The 21,913-nt window shown below is 48.4% G+C and carries 13 protein-coding genes; 8 read left to right on the top strand and 5 right to left on the bottom strand.

The window, feature by feature from the left end; genetic code table 11:
* The first annotated feature begins 10 nt into the window (after positions 1 to 10).
* The 6 genes from LIX84_RS00775 to LIX84_RS00750 all read left to right on the top strand — a co-directional run bounded on the left by LIX84_RS00775 (position 11) and on the right by LIX84_RS00750 (position 14,776).
* Complete coding sequence (locus tag LIX84_RS00775) at positions 11 to 1,411, top strand: fructose-specific PTS transporter subunit EIIC (protein WP_152813424.1); 1,401 nt, start codon at positions 11 to 13, stop codon at positions 1,409 to 1,411.
* A 129-nt stretch (positions 1,412 to 1,540) separates the two neighbouring features.
* Complete coding sequence (locus LIX84_RS00770) at positions 1,541 to 4,372, top strand: GH92 family glycosyl hydrolase (RefSeq protein WP_226420364.1); 2,832 nt, start codon at positions 1,541 to 1,543, stop codon at positions 4,370 to 4,372.
* Between the two features lie 132 nt (positions 4,373 to 4,504).
* A complete protein-coding gene (locus LIX84_RS00765; RefSeq protein ID WP_226420363.1) occupies positions 4,505 to 6,925 on the top strand; it encodes a GH92 family glycosyl hydrolase in 2,421 nt (806 codons plus the stop codon).
* Between the two features lie 47 nt (positions 6,926 to 6,972).
* Positions 6,973 to 9,678 carry a GH92 family glycosyl hydrolase gene (locus LIX84_RS00760; RefSeq protein WP_226420362.1) on the top strand — a complete coding sequence of 902 codons (2,706 nt, stop codon included), beginning with the start codon at positions 6,973 to 6,975 and terminating at the stop codon, positions 9,676 to 9,678.
* 71 nt (positions 9,679 to 9,749) lie between these two features.
* Positions 9,750 to 12,206, top strand: a complete 2,457-nt coding sequence (locus LIX84_RS00755) for a GH92 family glycosyl hydrolase (RefSeq protein WP_226420361.1) — start codon at positions 9,750 to 9,752, stop codon at positions 12,204 to 12,206.
* 89 nt (positions 12,207 to 12,295) lie between these two features.
* On the top strand, positions 12,296 to 14,776 hold the full coding sequence (locus LIX84_RS00750) for a GH92 family glycosyl hydrolase (RefSeq protein ID WP_226420360.1): 2,481 nt from the start codon (positions 12,296 to 12,298) through the stop codon (positions 14,774 to 14,776).
* 31 nt (positions 14,777 to 14,807) lie between these two features.
* Here LIX84_RS00750 and LIX84_RS00745 read toward each other — a convergent pair whose 3' ends face one another.
* The 4 genes from LIX84_RS00745 to LIX84_RS00730 form a co-directional block, all read right to left on the bottom strand.
* Positions 14,808 to 15,878 (bottom strand): NAD(P)H-dependent flavin oxidoreductase, encoded by a 1,071-nt coding sequence (locus tag LIX84_RS00745; protein WP_226420359.1) that lies wholly within the window; start codon positions 15,876 to 15,878, stop codon positions 14,808 to 14,810.
* Positions 15,879 to 16,065: 187 nt separating this feature from the next.
* Entirely contained in the window at positions 16,066 to 17,469 is a 1,404-nt protein-coding gene (gene eat, locus LIX84_RS00740) for an ethanolamine permease (protein WP_047008022.1), read from the bottom strand.
* An 11-nt stretch (positions 17,470 to 17,480) separates the two neighbouring features.
* On the bottom strand, positions 17,481 to 18,365 hold the full coding sequence (gene eutC, locus LIX84_RS00735) for an ethanolamine ammonia-lyase subunit EutC (RefSeq protein ID WP_213895808.1): 885 nt from the start codon (positions 18,363 to 18,365) through the stop codon (positions 17,481 to 17,483).
* Positions 18,358 to 19,770 (bottom strand): ethanolamine ammonia-lyase subunit EutB, encoded by a 1,413-nt coding sequence (locus tag LIX84_RS00730; RefSeq protein ID WP_005388715.1) that lies wholly within the window; start codon positions 19,768 to 19,770, stop codon positions 18,358 to 18,360. The genes eutC and LIX84_RS00730 overlap by 8 nt, the downstream gene beginning before the upstream one ends.
* A gap of 184 nt (positions 19,771 to 19,954) precedes the next feature.
* Between LIX84_RS00730 and LIX84_RS00725 the strand changes: the two genes are divergently transcribed.
* Entirely contained in the window at positions 19,955 to 20,905 is a 951-nt protein-coding gene (locus LIX84_RS00725) for a helix-turn-helix domain-containing protein (RefSeq protein ID WP_226420358.1), read from the top strand.
* Between the two features lie 44 nt (positions 20,906 to 20,949).
* Here the strand turns inward: LIX84_RS00725 and LIX84_RS00720 are convergent, their stop codons facing one another.
* Complete coding sequence (locus LIX84_RS00720; RefSeq protein ID WP_139060795.1) at positions 20,950 to 21,477, bottom strand: TetR/AcrR family transcriptional regulator; 528 nt, start codon at positions 21,475 to 21,477, stop codon at positions 20,950 to 20,952.
* Positions 21,478 to 21,602: 125 nt separating this feature from the next.
* Between LIX84_RS00720 and LIX84_RS00715 the strand changes: the two genes are divergently transcribed.
* Positions 21,603 to 21,824, top strand: a complete 222-nt coding sequence (locus LIX84_RS00715; RefSeq protein WP_226420357.1) for a hypothetical protein — start codon at positions 21,603 to 21,605, stop codon at positions 21,822 to 21,824.
* Positions 21,825 to 21,913 lie beyond the last annotated feature (89 nt).

The following is a 21,913-nucleotide window of genomic DNA, read 5'->3' as shown; positions in this document are numbered from 1 at the left end:
GCGTGAAATTATGAGTACAATTACAGCTCAAGCTAGCAATAATAGCGATTTCAAAAAACTCCTAAGTACCATGAAAGGTCACCTTTTATTCGGTACTTCTCACATGCTTCCATTTATCGTTGCGGGTGGTGTACTACTGGCTCTGGCGGTAATGGCATCCGGTAAAGGTGCGGTTCCTGCAGACGGGTTATTGGCTGATATTTCTAATATCGGTATTAAAGGTCTGGTGTTGTTCCCAATTATTCTTGGTGGCTTCATCGGTTACTCAATTGCAGACAAACCAGCACTAGCGCCAGCGATGATCTCTTCTGGCATCATGGCTGACATGGGCGGCGGCTTCCTAGGTTGTATCGTCGCTGGTTTTATCGCTGGTGGTGTAGTTCTACAACTTAAGAAGATCCCTCTTTCTGCTAACATGACTGCGTTGGGCGCTTACTTTATCTACCCGCTTGTTGGTACGCTTATCTCTGCAGGTATCGTTCTTTGGGGTATCGGTGAACCAATCAAGATCTTCATGGCGTCTATGAACGAATTCCTAGCTTCTATGGCTGGCGCTTCTAAAGTGGTTCTAGGTACGATTCTTGGTGGTATGACTGCATTCGATATGGGCGGTCCAATCAATAAAGTAGCAACGCTATTCGCTCAAACTCAAGTTGACACTCAACCATGGCTAATGGGCGGTGTTGGTATCGCTATCTGTACGCCTCCTCTAGGTATGGCACTAGCAACATTCCTATTCAAGAAGAAGTTCACTAAGCAAGAGCAAGAAGCAGGTAAAGCAGCAGCAATCATGGGTTCTATCGGTATCTCTGAAGGTGCTATCCCATTCGCAGCAAACGACCCTGTACGCGTTCTTCCTTCAATCGTTGCTGGTGGTATCGTTGGCTGTGTGTTCGGCTTCCTAACAGACGTACTGCTACACGCACCATGGGGCGGTCTAATCACGGCACCTGTATCAAGCAACATCCCTATGTACGTTGTGGGTATCGCACTAGGCTCACTAACAACAGCAGTTATCGTTGGCTTCTGGAAACCAGTCGCTGAAGAAGAAGCAGAAGACGAAATCGTAGAAGCAGCACCTGCACAAGCTCAAGCGGCTCCAGCAGCAGGCGAAGGCGAGTACGACATCGTAGCAGTAACATGTTGCCCATCTGGCGTAGCACACACATTCATGGCAGCGAAAGCACTAGAGAAAGCAGGTGCGGCAGCGGGTCTGAAAATCAAAGTAGAAACTCAAGGTCAAAACGGTATCCAGAACCGCATCACTGACCTAGATGTAGCAAACGCGAAGCTGGTTATTCTAGCTCACGATATCCAAGTAAAAGACGCTCACCGCTTTGCAAAAGCAAACGTTGTTGAGTGTTCAACGAAAGAAGCGATGCGTAACGCAGCGACTCTTGTGAAAGCTTAAACCTTAAGCTCCTCCCCCTAAGAGCCCTTTCCCCCAAAGGGCTCTATTTCAAGTTTTTAAGTTTTTAAGTTTTAGTAATACCCCTGATTTTTTTAATTATATAACCCTACAATTTACAAGGCTTTAAAAATGAAATTCAAACCTTCCCTACTCGCTTGCGCAGTTCTCAGTGGTCTAGTCGGTCTGACAGGCTGTAACGACGACACAACCAACATTTATGAAGGCGGTGACACCAACCCTGCACTGCCGGATATTCCTGACGGCGGCAAGCCAGTATGTCCTCCAGTTGGCGATGGCGACTGTGATGACAAGCCAAACCCAGAAACACCTGAAATCGACATGGGCGTTCACATCCCAGTAGATTTCGCCGATATGGACGTAACACGCTACGTCAACCCATTCATCGGCACAGGTAACCTAGGCAACACCTACCCTGGTGCAACCACACCACACGGCATGGTGCAGCTTTCTCCAAACAACGGTTCTAACGGCTGGGAATACATTTCAGGCTACTACTACCACGACGCACGTACTTCCGGTTTCTCTCATACCCACCTTTCCGGAGCAGGTGCTGGCGACTTGAACGACATTCTTGTCATGCCAATCAACTCGCGTTCGGATTACATGATTGATGAAGGTTCGGCAACGCTAAACCTAGAAGCGTCTCGCTTCCAACATCGTGACGAGCAAGCTACGGCAGGCTACTACAAAGTCGATCTATTGGATTACGACATCAAAGCCGAGTTGACGGCGTCGGATCGCGTTGGTGTACACCGCTACACCTTCCCTCGTGATGAGAAGTCAGAAATCATCGTGAACACTGGCTTCAAAATTAACTGGGACTACACCTCAGATTCTTACTTGAAATGGGACAAAGACAATAACCGTCTTGAAGGTCACCGTTTCTCTGATGGCTGGGCACCAAGCCAAAAAGAATTCTTCGTGATGGAATTCGACCAGCCAATCAAAAACGTGCGCTTTGCTTACTACGATAAAGAGCAAGGTCGTTACATGGACGTGCCAGAAGGCATCACTGAAATCGGTAACGAGACACGTGGCAAGTACCAATACGCGCGCGCTTACGTAGAGTTCGACACATCCAAAGACGGCTTAACGGTTGAAGCGAAATTGGCGCTATCAAACGTTGAAATCGGCGAGAACGGCAAGTCAGGTGCTTCTCTTAACATGACAGAAGTTGCTGGCATGAACTTCGACCAAGTACGCGAAGCGGCAACGAAGAAATGGGAAGACGAACTCGGCAAGATCCAAGTCTCTGGCGACGAAGATTACAAACAGACGTTCTACACCGCGATGTACCACTCGTACCTAGGTCAAACTATTCACTCTGACTTAGATGGTCGCTACCGCCAAGTTCACCAAGGTCGCAACGCTTACCCAGATGGCAACACCCCTTGGGGCGATAAGATTGATACGCTGAAAGAGTCAATCCGCACTACCGATGCCAACAAAGATGGCAAAGCAGACTTCACGCGCTACGACACTTTCTCATTGTGGGATACCTACCGCGCAGTTCAACCGCTGTCTTCGATTCTTGAACCTGACCGCTTAGCAGACGTGGTGCTGTCTATGCTGTCTTACGCCGAAGAAGAATGGGTGGATGACAAAGGCAACGTGCGTAAAGGTCGCCTGCCTGAGTGGACATTCAAAGGCAACGAAACAGGCATGATGATGGGCATGCACTCAACGCCTGTGATTCACGATGTGTTGTCGAAAGGTTCACTAGAAAAACGCATGATCGATCTTGGCTTCACAGAAGCTGAGCGCAAAGACGTTAAAGAGCGCTTAGTTGAAGCGATGATCACTGACGCGCGCGCCGCAACGAGCCAAGGCGTAGCATGGATCAAAGAGTACGAAGAACAAGGTTACGTGCCAGCGCAATTGCACGACACTCCACCAGATTCTTACGGCGGTCACTCACCATTTAAAGACTCTTGGACAGCATCTTACTCGCTTGAATACTCAATGAACGACTGGGCAATCGCACAATCGATCAAAGAAGTGTTCGGTGAAGAAGATCCACGCTACACCGAGTTCGCTAACCGTTCTAAAAACTGGCAAGCGCAATTCGACTTCGGCGGTAAGCAATACCAAGGTTGGTTCAAAGCCCGTGACTACGATGGCGAGTTTATCGATGCAGGTTGGGTAGACCCAATCACCGGTCGTGCGGTGGGTAAGGATTGGCGTCCAGACATGTTCAACTGGTCATTCTCTGAATCGAACGGCTGGCAATACTCGTTCAGTGTTCAGCACGACATTCATGGCTTGATTGACCTGATGACACGCTTCGATAAGACACAAAACCCTGAAGCAGAACGCGGTGACTTGTTCGCAGCACGCTTGGATGAATACTGGTCAACCTACCCAGATCGCAACGCAGGCGACAACCAATTCCCAGTGTTCAACACAGGTAACGTTGGTCAGCACGTACAAGGTAACGAACCAGATATCCACGTGCCTTACTTGTACAACTACGTAGGTCAACCTTGGAAAGGTCAGGCAGCCATCGCCGCAGCAACCAACATTTGCTACAAGAACACCGCTGACGGCATTTGTGGTAACGACGACTTCGGTACGCTCTCTGCGTGGTTCGTGTTCCGTGCACTTGGCTTCTACCCAGTGAACGCTTCTTCTGGCATCTACGAAATCGGTACTCCGCTGTTTGAAAGCACGTCTATCGATGTCGGCAACAACCAGAAGTTCACGGTTACCGCGAAGAACGTTAGCCGCGAAAACATCTTCATTCAATCGGCTCGCTACAACGGCAAAGACTTCAACCGTACTTACCTGACTCATGACGAAATCATGTACGGCGGTGAGTTGGAGTTCGTGATGGGCGACAAACCAAATCAACGTTGGGGCTCTCTAGAGCAAGATCTTCCACCAGCACAAGGCATCGGTGAGTTCTTGCATGAAGACGAGATGTCAGCAGGTTCTCGTTAATCCCAATAGTGACAACTCAGCCGGGAGCGCGCATCTCCCGGCTATCCCTACAAGCAAATTTTATAAGCAGTCCTTTAGAAACAGTCTCTTATAAACACTTTTATATACGAATAACGACAAAACGGTATGCACATGTTTAAACGTAATCTTATCTCTTTGGCTATCCTGGTTGGTCTGACGGGTGGCTTGGCTGGCTGTAACAGCGACAACGATTCTTCCTCTTCACTGCCGGGCGATCCAATTGTTGATCTTGCGGTATTGAAATACGTCGATCCTATGATCGGCACAGCAGCTTCTGGTCATACATTCCCGGGCGCGACGGTACCGGCAGGTATGGTTCAACTGTCTCCAGATACTTTCATCGGTTCTAACACTGATCACGAATCAGGACTTAACCCATGGCACTCAGCTTCTGGCTACTGGGATTCATCCAACTACGAAACTGGCGAAGTGGTTAACACTGACGTTCCGCTGTACGGCTTCTCACATACTCACCTTTCAGGTACAGGCGCAACGGACTTAGGCGACATCTTGGTTCTGCCATACGCAGACATGGCGAACACACAACTGAACTCTTTCGACAAAGCCAATGAAGAAGCAAGCGCAGGCTACTACAAAACCAAGCTAAACCAAGGTCAAATCGAAGTGGAACTGAGCGCAACCAAACGCGTTGGTTTACACAAATACACCTTTGCTGATGGCGCAGACCGCAACGTGAAGTTCGATTTGGGTCATACCCTAATGAACAACAACGGCAAGTCTTTGAAGAACAAAGTAGAAGTCGTGGACGAATACACCATTCGCGGTCGTAAAACATCAACAGGCTGGTTCCAAGGGCAAGATCACCAAGGTCAGGACATCTTCTTCTACGCGAAATTCAACCAACCAATCGCCAAAGCACTGTTAGGCGAACAAGACCTAGAACCAACTCGCGAAATGCGTGATGGTGCGGTTTACTCAGGCGATGATCTGACCGCTTACCTAAACTTCGGCACAGGCGAAGAGCCAATTGAGATCCGCGTGGGTATCTCTCCTGTTAACTGGCAAGGCGCACAGAAAAACTTAGAAGCGGAAGCACCAAGTTTCGACCTAGCACAAGTGAAAGAAGACGCGGAATACGCGTGGGCTGAGAAGCTAGCAAAAATCAAAGTAGAAGGCGGCACAGAAGCTGAGAAAACCAACTTCTACACCGGCATGTACCACATGATGATCGCACCAATCGAGTTCTACGATGTGGATGGTCAATACGTGGATATGCTTGGCACAGTGCGCACACTGAAAGATGGCGACACGCCAAACTACTCGATTTACTCAACGTGGGATACGTTCCGCGCCGTTCACCCAATGTGGACCATCATCGACCCAGACCAAGCAACGCTATACGTCAAAGACTTGATTCGTAAATCTAACGACGAGTTTGGTTTATTGCCGAAATGGGAAGGTCATGGTTCAGAAACCGGCACCATGATCGGCTACCCATCGGCAGCGATTCTGGGCGATGCCGTAACCAAAGGCTTGATTGATGCAGAGCAAGCTTACACCGCATCAGTGAAATCAGCTCGATACACACCGCATGAGTACCCACAGATTCATGATGACATCCTAAGCTCACTTATGGCAGGTCAGTTGAACTACCACGAGAAAGAACAGTGTGTTCGTTACCCGAACTGGAACTCAGTATCTTACTCGTTGGAATTCTCATTCTACGATTGGACGATCGCAGAAATGGCAAAAGCCGCTGGCGATATGGACGCGTATGAAGAGTTCAAAGCTCGTTCTTACAACTCTTTGAAACACTGGGATGCAAAAGCAGGTAACGCAGACGGCACGGGCTTCTTTGTACCGACAGAACTGAAAGAAGGTGACCCATGTGCAATGAAATACGCTTCAACTGATTTCGACCCTTACAAATCTGACGCGTTCTACTACACAGAAGGTAACGCATGGCAATGGCAATGGGCATTCATGCAAGACTTAGACAAGCTGACTGAAATCATGGGCGGCACGCAAGGTCTGAACGACAAGCTGAACAACCTATTTACTGCCGATCCAAATGGCGGCGAAGCGCACCAAGACATGACAGGCTACATCGGTCAGTACATTCACGGTAACGAACCTTCGCACCACGTCATCTACTTGTACAACCGTACAGAAGAGTCTTACAAGGCGCAGGAATACCTAGACCAAGTTTACGACCAGTTCTACAAACCGACGCCAGACGGCATCATCGGCAACGAAGACGTAGGTCAAATGTCGGCGTGGTACTTGATGTCAGCACTGGGCTTCTACCAAATCTCGCCAACCGATCCAACGTACAGCATCGGTCGTCCAATCTTCGACAAAGCGACGGTAGACATTGGCTCTGGCACCTTCACGGTAACGGCTGAGAACAACGGTCCAGACAACATGTACATCAAAGAAGTGACCATCAACGGTAAGCCTCTGGATGTGTACAACACCTTCCAGCACAGCGAATTCAAAGCAGGCGGCGAACTACACTTCGTGATGACGGCTGACAAGTCTGAAGCAATGCAAGCCAACCTAGGCGAATAATGATTTTGAGGGGACCTCGTGTCCCCTTTTCTCGTGGAATAAAAACAATGAAACTAAAAAGAACCCTACTCTCTACTGCAGTGTTAACCGCCATGCTTGGTCTTGCTGGTTGTGGCAGCGACTCTGATCCGGAAACTCCGGTTATCTCTACCCCTACTTTGGAATTCGTTGATACCTTGATCGGCACTAAAGGTCTTGGCAACGTTAACCCGTCTCCAGTCATGCCAGAAGGTATGATTCAGCCATCCCCAGATAACTTCGATCCAAACGGTTGGACTGGCAAAGGCTCACCTGTTGAATACGATCCTGTGCACAGCCTGCTTTCTGGCTTCTCAATGACCCACATTTCTGGCGCAGGTAAAGGTGACCTAAACGACTTCGCCTTCTTGCCATACACAGGTTTCAATACTGATGCCGTGACCATGGAGAAAAGCTCGGAAGTGGCAGAGGTTGGTTACTACTCGGTTGACCTTGTAGAAACTGGCGTAAAAGCTGAGCTTTCAGCAACCGACCGCGTGGCGTTCCAACGTTACACCTTCAAGCCGGGTGAAGATCGTAAAGTGCGTATCGACCTGCAACACGAACTGTTGGAGCAATACGGCAACCACTCTCGCAGCATCTACTACAAACGCGTTAATGACACCACCGTCGTAGGCGCGCGCACCTCAAACGAATGGGGTCAATGGCAAACCGTCTTCTTCGCGGCAGAATTCTCTGATCCAATCATTGAAGAGAACCTGTACACCAAGCTGGCTTCTGAAAGCAAACTGACTCCAACTGACGCTACCGAAGTCGGCTTGGAAGATTACCGCGGCTACGCAGAGCACAAACCAATGCCGGGCGAACCAGAACCTGATCCAGAACGTTTGGCAAAACGCGCAAACGATGTCCTGACTCATTTGAATTTTGGTAAGAGCGATGAGCCATTGGTGGTCAAGGTAGCGATTTCTGGTACTGGTGTTGACGGCGCACTGAAAAACCTAGAAGCAGACACTAACGGCTGGGATTTCGACAATGTCGTACAACAAAACCGAGTGGCTTGGGAAAACATCCTTGGCGAGTTTGAACTGGAAGGCGGCAACAAAGCTGACAAGACCATGTTCTACACCTCGCTCTACCGTACGTTCGTTGCCCCATTCCTATACCAAGATGTGGATGGCAAATACCGTGGCATGGATGGCAAAGTGCACCAAGCAGAAGACGGCTTAGTGAACTACTCAGTGTACTCAATGTGGGATACCTTCCGCGCCGCACACCCACTGAAAACCATCATCGATAAAGACCGCGCGATTGAACACGCACGCGATCTATTGAACAAATACCAAACGGGCGGCGTACTACCAAAATGGGAACTGCACTCGGATTACACCGGTGAAATGGTCGGTCATCCTGCTGTTTCGGTTATTGCCGATATCATGGTCAAACACCCTGAAGCCTTTACCGCAGCTGAGTTTGACTTGGCACTTAAAGCCGCTGACGAAACGGTCAACTTCAACTTTGATAAAACCGAAAGTTGGGTGCCTTACCAAGATGCTTGGAACGGTGACAAACGCTTCACGGTCATGACACGTCACAACGACTACCAAGAAGACGTCGGCTTTATTCCAGCTAACACTAAATGGGCACCGGACTCTGGTGACAAACCGGGTTACGTGGAAGGCTTGAAAGTCGACAAATACGACGAGCTCGTGAACGAGTCGGTGTCTTACGGTCTTGAGAACGCTTACTACGACTGGTGTATCGCTCAGATCGCTAAACTTGCAGGCAACGACCAGCAGTACGACCGCTACATGGCACGTTCTGAATCGTTCAAGAACTACTTCGATTACAACCCTGAACAATACGGCAAACTGCAAGACACCAAAGACAACGCATTGGGCGCGACGGGCTTTATGCGTCCGGCTTACATGAACAGCGGCAGCAAAGTTTGGGCAAACAACCTCAAAGCCGAATGTTTGGACGAGAACACGGCTCTGTCTATCCCAGACGGTATGGACTACAACGCCTGTAAAGACCGCAAAGCACTCAACGAAAGCGACGTGTTCTGGCCTTACCGTGCCGAGCACCGTGGTGAAGACTTCACCGAAGGCAACACATGGCAATGGACATGGTTTGCACCGCACAACTTGAACGGTCTAGCCAACGTGATGGGTGGCGAGCACATCAACCGTACTGACTTCTCTCTTCCTGAAGACGTAACCGAACAAGGCAAAGCGGCATTCTTAGCCAACTTGAATGCACTGTTTAATGCGGACTCCAACGCCGATACGAGCCAATCACACGACATGTCGGGCTACATCGGTCAGTTCGTGATGGGTAACGAGCCTGATCACCACGTGCCTTACCTATACAACTGGACGGCGGAACCTTGGAAGACACAAGAAATCGTCGACCAAGCGATGAACGAGTTCTACCACCCAACGCATGAAGGTCTGATCGGTAACGAAGACGTCGGTCAGATGTCGGCGTGGTATGTGATGTCTGCATTGGGCTTCTACCAAGTCACACCGGGCGAAGCAAGTTACACCATCGGTCGTCCTCTGTTCGACAAAGCCGTGATTCCAGTCGCGGACGGTAAATTCACCATCACCTCAGAAAACAACAGCCAAGAGAGCATCTACGTGAAGTCGGTGACCATCAACGGCAAACAATTGAGTGACAACTTCAGCTTCGCGCACAGCGATTTGAAAGACGGTGGTGAACTGCATTTCGTTATGACTTCAGACAAATCTGAAGCGATGAAAGCGCAATAACCGACACCGATCCAAATAACGAAAGGGGGCATCTAGCCCCCTAAAAACTTCACTTCAGTGGAACCATAAAAATGAAACTAAAAAGAACCCTTATCTCTACCGCTATTCTCGCTGCCATGTTTGGTCTTGCTGGCTGTAACAGTGATGACGACAACAGCAACTCTGGTACACCATCCCTCGACACCACTCTGACCCAATACGTCAACCCATTGATTGGTACGGGCGCAGACGGTCACACCTTCCCGGGGGCGGTTGTACCTTACGGTTTGGTACAACTATCTCCTGATACCGAAATGGAAGGTTGGGGCTCTGCCGCAGGTTACTTCGACCACGGCAAGCTGACTGAAATCCCAGTATATGGCTTCTCCCACACTCACCTTTCTGGCACAGGCATTACCGACCTTGGTGATATCTTAGTTCTGCCTTTTACCAAGAAAGAAAACGCCGTTTTCAACACCTTCGATAAAGACAACGAAACTGCAGAAGCGGGCTACTACGCGGTTAAACTGAACAAAGGCGAAATCAAAGCCGAGCTAACCACCACGCAACGTGTTGGCTTCCACCGCTATACTTTCAAAGAAGGCACTACGCCACATATCAAGTTCGATTTAGACCACACCCTCAACAAAGGTCACTTCAACAACCGCACCATGAAGGGTGATTTAGAGTTCATCGACGCTTACACCATTCGCGGTTTACGCAGCTCTAACGGTTGGGCGAACAACCAGCGCGTCTACTTCTACGCCACCTTCAACCAACCTATCGTCAAAGCCATTGCTTTGGTTGACGGCGCAGAAACGGAAATCGATGTGAACAATGACAACATCGACGCAGTGAAAACCATCGCTTACCTAGAATTCGCACCATCATCAACACCGCTAGAAATCCAAGTAGGCTTGTCACCGACAGGCACAGAAGGTGCGGAGAAGAACTTAGAAGCAGAAGCGAAAGGTGTGTCATTTGATACTGCGCGCGCTCAAGCCAACGACGCATGGCACCAAGAGCTTAGCCGCATGATGGTATCTGGCGGCACAGAAGATCAAAAAGAGATCTTCTACACCGCGCTTTACCACGCTTCTATCGCACCAATGATTTTCCAAGATGTCGACGGTCAATACCCTGCGATGCGAACTCGCATTCAAAAAGACGCGGGTGACACACCAAACTACTCTGTGTACTCCATGTGGGATACCTTCCGTGCAGCGCATCCACTGAAAACCATCATCGACCCAGAACGTGCCGAAGAGTTTGCCAACGATCTAATTCTTAAATACGAAGACGGTGGCATCCTGCCGAAATGGGAACTGCACAGCCATTACACAGGCACTATGATCGGCTTCCCTGCTGTCTCTATCATTGCTGACGCGATGGCGAAAGGCTTAGACATCGACCCACAACTTGCAAAAGACGCGGCTGAGTTTACGGTGCGCTACCACGAGGCTTCTGAGTTCCCAGATTGGACGGAAGACAACAACATCGGCGCCGCAAACGTTGTGCAAGTGAAGGTGTACGAAGAAAACGGCTTTGTTCATCACGGCTACTGGAACAGTGCGTCTTACACGCTTGAGTTTGCATATGGCGATTGGGCAATGGCAGAAATCGCGCGCATGGCTGGCGATGTAAAACTGCAAGAAGAGTTTATGACTCGTGCCGACAACTGGCTCAACCATTGGGATGCAGAGACAGGCTTCTTACGTCCAAAGAACCATCCGATGAGTTCATCACCAAACAAACCGCCTTTGGAGTTCAACCAACCGATTGATGAAGAGCGTTTGGATGAGTGTGAAATGGTTGAGTGGCCAGAAGGCTCTGGCGTGATGAAAGAGAAATGCCCACTGCTACCATTCGACCCTTACTACGTGGACGAGTTTGCCTACACCGAAGGGAACGCGTGGCAATGGAAGTTCCAACCAATGCACGATTTCAACCGTCTGAAACAAGAAATCTACCAAGCAGACTTGGCGCAAGGCAAAGACACCACGCCAGAGAAAGCCTTCCGTGAAGACTTGGACGAGCTATTCAACGCGCGTTCTTCAAACACAGGTGAAGAACTGCCAGACCTAACGGGTTACATCGGTCAGTACATGCACGGTAACGAACCATCGCACCACATTCCTTACCTATACGCGCTAACGGATGAGCCATGGAAAGCGCAAGAGTACCTAGACCGCATCATGTCAGAGATGTACACCAGCGAGCCAACTGGTTTGATTGGTAACGAAGACGTAGGTCAAATGAGCTCTTGGTACTTGATGTCAGCAATGGGCTTCTACCAAGTGACGCCTGCGGATCCGGTGTACACCATCGGTCGTCCTATGTTTGATGAAATCACCATTCCAGTGGAAGGCGGCGAATTCACAGTCATCGCAGACAACAACAGCCCACACAATAAGTACGTGAAGTCCGTAACCATCAACGGCAAACCGCTGGATGCCAACTTCACCTTCAAGCACAGCGAAATCAAAGCGGGCGGCGAGCTTCACTTCGTCATGACGGGTGACAAGCAAGAAGCGCTTCAAGCTCAGTAACGTTTTATGTAATTCATGCTTAAAGAATAAGCAGATAGATTAACTCAGTGGCAGGACGTAACTCGCTTCCTGCCTAAGGAATCAAGATTATGAACTTTACGAAAACCGCTATCGCCACCGCTGTGATTGCAAGTGTTATTGGTTTGGCTGGCTGCAACGATGACGACGATAACACCTCACCAAGCGTCGATACTTCCAACCTAAAATACGTCGACCCATTCATTGGTACCGGCTTTAACGGACACACATTCCCGGGCCCTGTTGTGCCAGAAGGCATGGTGCAACTTTCTCCAGATACCGAGCTGATCGGCTGGCACTCTTCATCAGGTTACCACTTCGATAAAAAGACTCTATTTGGCTTTTCACACACTCACCTATCCGGCACGGGCATGGGCGGCTTAGGTGACATTCTGTTCCTGCCGTTTACCGAAGACAAAGCCAAGTATATCGAAGACAGCGACGACTACCGCGAAGCGATTTCAGTCAAGATGGACAAAACCTCTGAAGTGGCAGAAGCGGGTTACTACTCTGTAAAGATTGCTGAGAACGGTATCAAAGCTGAGCTTACGGCGTCTGAACGTGTCGGCTTCCATCGTTACACCTACCCGCAAGGTCAACCACAACGTCTGAAGGTAGACCTCAACTCCATCCTTAACAGTGATTGGGGTTCGACTTCTCTGCGCAACAAACTGACGGTGAGCGAAGACGGTCATACCATCACGGGCGAGCGCGATGCAGCACACTTCTCTGGTTGGGCGAAAAACCAAAAAATCTTCTTCTATGCGACTTTCGATAAGAAGATCAAAGACGTCTACATCCTTGCCAATGGTAAGCCTGTTGACGGTCTAACGGCAGAGCACGTTTCTGAATTGATTTACGATGACCAAGGTAATCCAGTTAAGCGTGTAAAAGCGGACGTCACGGCCTACATCGAATTTGAAGATGAAGGCTCACAAGAGTTGAACGCGCAAGTGGCGTTATCTGCGGTTGACCCACAAGGTGCAGAAAACAACTACGATGCCGAAGCGAATGTCTCTTTCGATACTGCGCGCAACAACGCACGTGAGAAATGGGCAAAAGCGCTCAACTTCTCTATCGAAGGGGGCACGGAAGATCAGAAAGAGATCTTCTACACTGCGCTTTACCACACCAAAATTGCGCCGATGGTGCATCAAGACGTGGATGGTCGATTCCGAGGCATGGGCAAAGGCTCAATTCGTGAAGGCGAAGGAGAATACTCCATCGCTTACGGTCAAGCAACGGAAGAACAGCCAAACTTCTCGGTTTACTCTCTATGGGATACCCAACGTGCATTACACCCACTAAAAACCATCACAGAGCCAACCCGCGCAGTGCAATACGCGAAAAACCTAGTTCAGAAGTACACTGAAAGCGGCTTGCTGCCGAAGTGGGAACACTTAGGTGACGAGACAGGCACCATGGTCGGCTACCCAGCGGTAGCAGTGATTGCAGATGCGATCACCAAATTCCCAGAAGAGTTTACTCAGCAAGAGAAAGAGCTGGCGCTGAAAGCCGCGATCGACTCTTCGACTTACGACAACTACCCAGCACTGCAAGCCGATTGGGATCAGGGCGTATTAGATCGCACTTTAACCAAGCACATCGATTACATTGAGAAAAACGGCTTCACGCCAGCTATCCAACGTGTCGATGGTGAGCCAGTATTTGAAGACTACACGGTTGAGTCTGTTTCTTACGGTCTAGAAAACGCGTTCTACGATTGGGCTATCGCGCAAATCGCCAAAGCAGCCGGTGATACTCAAGCGGAAGAGCAATACCTTGAACGCTCAAAAGACTACAAAAAGTACTTCGATTACAACCCAACGGAATACGCAGAACATGGTGTAACGGGCTTCATGCGCCCAGTGATGATTGATGAAACCTTCATGACGCCATTCGACCCATACGGCACAGAACACGAAACAGGCAACTACACCGAAGGTAACGCGTGGCAGTGGACTTGGTTTGTACCGCATGACATCGCGGGTTTAAAAACCATCATGGGTGGCGATGCTGAGTTCCAGAAGAACCTAGAAGCAACCTTCACCGCAGAAAGCCAAGGGACAGAAACACCGGATATGTCTGGTTTGATTGGTCAAGTTGCGTTTGGTAACGAGCCTTCGCACCACATTCCTTACCTATTCAACTGGACCGCAGAACCATGGAAGACACAACAAGTCGTCGACCACATTCTTGATGACATGTACTTTGCTGCGCCAGAAGGCGTCATTGGTAACGAAGACGTGGGCGCAATGTCCGCTTGGTATGTGATGTCTGCATTAGGCTTCTACCAAGTGAACGCAGCAGAACCTATCTACACTGTGGGTCGCCCGCTATTCGACAAAGCCGTGATTCCGGTGAAAGGCGGCACGTTCACGATCACCACAGAGAACAACGCCGATGACAACATGTACATCAAGTCTGTCACCATCAATGGCAAAGCTTTGGATAACGGTTTCTTCTTCGACCATTCCGAGTTCAAACCGGGTGGTGAGTTGCACTTCGTGATGACGGGCGAGCAATCTGAAGCGATGAAAGCGCCTCAATAACCTTCACTTGAAATGTGTTCCTCAGGCCAAATCAGTCTGAGGAACACAAGCTCAAATCAATCCCTTCCACTAATGATAGTGTCATTTCTGCTGCTGAAACTTCTTTGCAACCCGACGAATTTTGTCCGCACCACAACGGCGTAAATTCATCTCGGTTTTGCTTCTCCATAAGCGCTCTTAACTGAGTCATTTCAATGGAAGCATATGGGAATTTCGGCGCAGACTCACAGATGTAACCTAGCTCCGACATCGCGCGATTCACAATGCCTCGTGCTGGCCTGCCCGAAAAAACATTAGTCACCGCCGTATGCTGCGCGCGCTCACTGGCAATGGCATATCGATGTAAAGACGATGTTTTCGCCTCATCACACAACAAATAGGCGCTGCCAACTTGAACGGCACTAGCTCCTAATCTCAACGCGGCTTCCACCCCACTTCTATCAGCGATTCCGCCTGCAGCAATAACAGGCAAATTCACCCGTTTGGCGATTTGTGGTAATAACGCCATCAAGCCTAATTGAGTAGATAAATCATCCGATAAAAACATGCCTCGGTGTCCACCAGCCTCCAAGCCTTGGGCGATAATACCGTCAACGCCTTTTGCTTCTAGCCAAAGTGCTTCGTCCACCGTAGTCGCTGTCGAAAGGATCTTCCCTCCCCAGCCTCTAATTCGCGCTAACAAGTCATCGGCAGGCAAACCAAAGTGGAAACTGATCACTGGCGGTGCAAATGGTTCAATCGCGTCAGCAATATCATGATTGAAAGGCATCCTTGTCGGAGCATTTGGCTGAGCCTGTACGGTTGCACCCACTTCAGCAAAATACGGTTTCAGCGTTTTTTGCCACTCTTCGTGCTTGTTGGCGTCATATTCCGGCATTTCATGGCAAAAGAAGTTGAGGTTGAACGGTCGGTTGGTTGCCTGTTTGATAAGTTGAAGTTCTTTAACGATGGCGTCTTTATTCAGCATTCCACAAGGTAACGAGCCAAGCCCGCCAACATTACTGACAGCTATGGTCATTTGGCTGTCTTGCACGCCGGCCATTGGTGCTTGAATAATCGGTAACTCTGTTCCAAAAAGTGTATTAAATGCGTTGTTTTTCATGATCCTTCCTTGAAAACTTAACCTATACCAGTGGTGGCTATGCTCCATAGTTATCCAGACTAGACTTTCACATGATTAACCACTTATAAAGTTAAAGTGATGCATTTGTGCGCTATGCACTTTTGATAGAAATGACAAAGGGAGCACATGGCTCCCTTGATGTAGTGGCGAACAAGAATTGAAATGGCTATCGTGCTACATCTGATTCAAGCTCTAATTCTGCAACAGAAAGCATGGCAAACTCCTCCTCCGCGGTTGCTGCCACCAGTTTGTTGCGGCTGTATAAACCATAATAAACACCACCGATAAGAAACAATCCCATTGTCATGAAGAAGGCTGAGGGATCAAAAGCATAAACACCTGTCATTGCGATCAAAGAAAGCACCAGAGAAATACTCGAAGTGATTACCCCGCCAGGCGTTTTATATGGGCGAGCTAACTCCGGCTGTTTAATTCGCAATAAAATATGGCTCAAGGACATTAATGCGTACGATACCGTCGCGCCGACAACAGCCATCGCCAAGATTAAGTCCCCCTCCCCCGTAAGAGAAACCAAGAACCCAAAAACGCCCGGAACCAAAAGCGCACGAGAAGGCACTTTTTTGTCGCTGGTTAATGACAAAGTTTGCGGCAAATAACCCGCGCGGGAAAGCGCAAACACCAAGCGACTGTAACCATAAATGATAGAGAAGAAAGAAGCGATAAGACCAGCTAACCCGAGTAAGTTCACGGCCATTGCTATCGTTGAGTTGCCTGTAAGCTTCAGCGCGTCAACTAATGGCACAGCGCTATCGCCTATGACCTTTGAACCAACCGCACCAGCCAAAAGAACGACCACCAGAGTTGCGGTTAGCAATAAAAACAACATCGCACCAATGATGCCTTTTGGAACATCTTTCGCCGGATTTTTTGCCTCCTCTGCCGCTAAAGGCACACCTTCAACCGCAAGAAACAACCACATTGCAAATGGCAACGCAGCCCATACGCCATACCACCCAAACGGCAAGATTTCTGTTGCCTGAGCCGTCGCCGGAGCAATATCGAATAAGTTGTTCACATCAAAGTGACCAATAAGCACACCTGCAGTAATGAGAATGGCTAACACAGCCAAACCGCTGATGACCATCATTACTTTGAGAGCTTCGCCAACCCCTGCCATATGAATAGCGATAAAGACGGCGTAGAAAAGTGCGTAAACAACAGGGCCATCGATACCAACCAATTCATTCACTGCTGAGCCAATAAAAATTACTATCGCAGCAGGCGCGAGCGCATATTCAATCAAAACTGATAAGCCAGTGAAAAAGCCGCCTGTCGGCCCCATCGCCTGTCTTGCGAAGCTGTAACCACCACCCGCAGCAGGAATCGCCGCAGACATTTCAGCTAAAGACAATACTAGCGTGAAATACATTACTGCCATCGCGATAGCAGCAATAAGAAAGCCTCCCCATCCTGCTTGAGCGATGCCAAAGTTCCAACCGGCGAAGTCACCAGATATAACATACGAGACACCTAAGCCAGCAAGTAAAATCCAACCTGCGGTGCCTCTTTTTAGCTGCCTTTTGGCCAAGTACTCCTGATGTTTAGACATAGTAAATCCTTCTACTTTGATGAAATTAAAAAGTTGTCGCTGTGTTTATCTTCAACGCTTGCGCCACTTGGCTCATTGATATCGGAGCGATCTTTCAGGTTCACTCCTGACAGTTGTAATTTTCGAGCCTCCTTGAGCAAGTAAAATGCGCGTTCACAGGCATCGTCATAATTGAGCCCCTGAGGACGCACATTGGAAATACAGTTTCTCTGGGAGTCTTTAGAGCCTCGTTTAGCCCCCCAAGTGAGATACATACCCATGCTATCCGGAGAAGTTAGACCGGGCCTCTCTCCAATTAAAACCAGCACGGCCTTGGCGTTAAAACATTCACCAACATCATCCCCTACCGCTACTCTTCCTTGCTTTACGATTGTGATAGGCGCGAATTTCCATTGATGTTCATCATCAGCGCTTAAAAGAGAAATCAATCGAGTAACAACAGGCACGGCATGGTTTTGAATTGCAACGGAAGAAAGTCCATCAGCAATAACAATCGCAAGATCAATGTCAGTGTTATGCTCATTTGCTATCGAGTTGAGCGTTTGCCAAGAAGATTCATCGAGCTGCCTTCCTAAATCGGGCCTTTGCAGGTACATAAGCCGATCACTCACTTGGCTGCTCACTACCACTGGAGGCTCTAAGGTATTTTCAAGAATCGAGTAAGAGTCCGACAAACCAGCAACGAGAGACTCAATATTCAAACTGCAATGCACTGCATCCATAGCTTGGGCATGATCCAGCTGAAATGAGAGTAACTCGTTGGTTGGTACACTGTTCCCGCTACGACCCAGAGCGATCCGAGCAGAGGTGAAGTCACGTAACTTGCCCCACGGGTTGTGTGTGACAACTTCAGACTCGTCTTGTGGGGACTGAGCAATGGTGATTACTTTACCCATGAGAATACCCCTTATTCAGTTGGTTAATTGCTCCCGAAAACGAGCGAGAGATTTGCTCACTTAACCGAACGTCTTGCACGCTCTCGAAAATCTGCATCTCCATTAACCATTGTTCAAACTCTGGAGCTGGCTTCAGACCGAGTACTTTTCTTGCGTAAAGGGCATCGTGAAATGAGGTAGTTTGATAGTTGAGCATGATGTCATCAGACCCTGGAATACCCATGATGAAAGAGCACTCGGCCACGCCTAACAGTGTCAGCAAATTATCCATGTCATTCTGATCGGCATAGGCATGATTGGTGTAACAGATGTCGCAACCCATAGGTAAACCAAGCAGCTTCCCACAGAAATGATCTTCAAGCCCAGCACGAATGATCTGTTTGCCATCAAACAGGTACTCTGGGCCAATGAACCCAACGACTGTATTGACCAACAAAGGATCGAACTGTTTCGCGACAGCATAAGCACGAGCTTCGCAAGTCTGTTGATCGACCCCATGAAATGCATTCGCAGACAACGCTGTACCTTGTCCGGTTTCAAAATACATCACATTGTTTCCTACGCTACCTCGATTCAAAGACAATGCCGCTTCATGGGCCTCTTTCAAAATCGATAAGTCTATTCCGAAGGTATCATTCGTTCCTTGTGTGCCGCCTATCGACTGAAAAACGAGATCGACTGGTGCACCCATTTCAATGGCTTCGATCGTGTTCGTGACATGAGTTAACACACAAGACTGAGTCGGTATTTGATAGTGTTGAATCACCTCATCCATTAAGTTCATTAACTTAATAGCTTGAGGCACATTATCTGTTGCCGGATTGATACCGATAACCGCATCGCCATTTCCGTACATCAGACCATCAAAAATGGTCGCTGCGATACCGTTGAGAGAATCAGTGGGGTGATTCGGCTGTAAGCGAGTAGACAGGCGACTCGGCAAACCAATCGTATTCCGAAAAGCCGTGACAACTTGGCATTTTTTAGCAACGAGAATCAAATCCTGGTTGCGCATAATCTTACTGACTGCGGCCACCATTTCTGGTGTTAAACCTTGACGAATTTTAGCCAACGTTTCACCATCGGCTTCTTCACTCAGCAGCCAATTTCGAAAATCCCCGACCGTCAAGTGCTCAATCGGTTTAAAGGCTTCAAGGTCATGCGTATCGATAATTAGGCGAGTGATATCGTCGCTTTCGTATGGAATAACCGCCTCGTTAAGAAACGTTTTAAGTGGTAACTCAGACAGCGCCATTTGTGCGACTACGCGTTCTGCCGCTGACTGAGCACAAACCCCGGCTAACGCATCGCCTGAGCGCTCCGGTGTCGCTTTCGCCATCAAGTCAGCTAATGACTTAAAGGTATAGACTTTACTGCCTTGTTGCCGACGATAAGTTGCCGTCATTGCTCTTCCTCTTCACTGTTTGGTTCGCTTTTTGCTGAACTATCAATAAGCTTTAAGAAAGTATTGCCAAATGTGTTCCGTAGCGTTATCAAAAACTGGCAACATTTATAAACCAATAATAAACAATGAGTTATATAAATACTGCTCCAACATGACTCACAAAAAAGGAATGAGTATCACAAGGATGAGTAACCAAATGCCCCAAACTGCACCAATGCTGTGCATCCATCACACTAAGGATGCAAACCAACAAGCTGCGAGTCTGATAAACTGGCAACAGGAATATGACCAACTCAGCGATGGTCGATTTTTAGGTCAAATTCGAGAACGACGATTTCCCAATTTCCATGTATTTCGTGAAGACAGTAACCGCTCGCTAAGACAGCAATGCAGGGTTGAAGAGGGAGGTATTTGGTTGGGTTTGAGTGCGGAAAATAAGCCGCTACACCTAAATCACAGTCAGTTTAATTCAAGCCAACTTTTGCTTAGGCAAGGTGGCGCTGATTTTGAGTTAATGACACCGGAGCAGTTTTCTATCTATGGAATAGTGCTCGACAAAAACTTCGTTCACATCATAGAAAATCAACTTGAGCTTGGGAGTATCCAAAACAACACATTGCACTTAACGGGTTTGACGGAAAAACACATTCAACAACTTAAATACTACTTAGGCACGTTACTTGGTTCCGCCGAGCCAAGATGGTCTGAAACCACACATCAAGCAATCTTAAAAGATATTGTGCTGGAGTTGTTCTCACTCAGTTCACTGCACACGAGCCATCCGATATCAATCTCTCATCGTCAACACGTGATGCACCGTATAAAACAACAGCTACAGGATCTAGACTACCGTACACCGATAACCGTCAGTGAACTGTGTGACGCAGTACACGTCAGTCGTCGCACACTACAGTACACCTTTGAACATTGCTGTAATACTTCCCCAAAGCAATTCATACACCGAATTCGGCTGAATCAAGTACGTAGAGTGCTACAAAGCCCTGAAGATAATCGAACAATTGCAGAAATCGCTTTTGACTTTGGTTTTTTCCATCTCGGGCAGTTCAGTCAAAGCTACAAGCGGCTATTTGGTGAGACGCCAACTGAAACGAGAAAATGGGAGTCCAGCAAATAAAATGACAGGCAGTATATTCTTTCAGATCCTGCGTTGGGGCCATGTTATGCAGTCGCAATGATTTGTTGAAACTTAGCATGAAGCTCTTCAAGTGCCGCTTCAACATCCGGTTCTGCACGGCTCAAGTGCGAGATTAACGTCATAAAATAGCAGTCAAAAATCAGCGGTATTTTTCCCTCAAGGACGCAGCTTCCCTTTACAGATTGAAACAAAGCTTGGTTAAACGACTGATAATAATCCAAATCCCAAATCACCTCTTTCAACAAGGCTCGGCTCAGCTCGACGTTCGCAAAATAGTAGCGATAGTATTTCTCCGTCAGCGCCAAACCAATGTCGATAGCTGTCTTACCTTCCACACTGACTAGCGTCTCTTGGCTGATCTGTTGCAGTTGCGTCAGCATCCCTTCGCGCAAAATCGACAGTTTGGTCGGGAAGTGGCTGAACACCGTACCATCGGCGACTCCTGCTTCTCTCGCAATCTGCCTTGTGGTCGTCATGTCATAGCCATTCTGAGCAAAAGATGCCCACGCGGCTTTTAGGATTTTGTCTCTGGTTTGTTGTCGCTTCGTCATTGATGTATCTGCTTAATGAGCCTGAAAGGATGATACCTTGAGCGGCTGATATTGACAAATTGAGCGCGCTCAATTATAAAAAATGAGCGCGCTCAATTTTTATATAAAAACAAAAGGAATCGCTCATGTACGTATTAAAAAAACTAGGCCAAGGATTGATTTTCTTGCCGACCATATTCTGCTTTTCTTATATTTTAAGACCCATATTGATGGTGATTCTCATACCAAGTGGACTCGCACTTTTGGCGTTAATCGGAGGGACAGAAGTCAGGGCGGAACTCAAAGCCATGCTGCTTGAGGAGCTTTTTGGGGTCAGTCCATCACACACCACCTCGAAAAAGGCATGAGTGCGCGAGAAACGTTGGCAAGGTTAAGCAAAAAACAAAACGCGCAGGTATCGAGATATCAATACCTGCGCGATATAGATGTGATGAAA

The organism is Vibrio sp. E14 (assembly GCF_020515785.1).
Lineage (GTDB): Bacteria > Pseudomonadota > Gammaproteobacteria > Enterobacterales > Vibrionaceae > Vibrio > Vibrio diabolicus.
The sequence above is the reverse complement of the archived record's forward strand: the minus strand, read 5'-3'. Positions and strand labels throughout refer to the sequence as shown.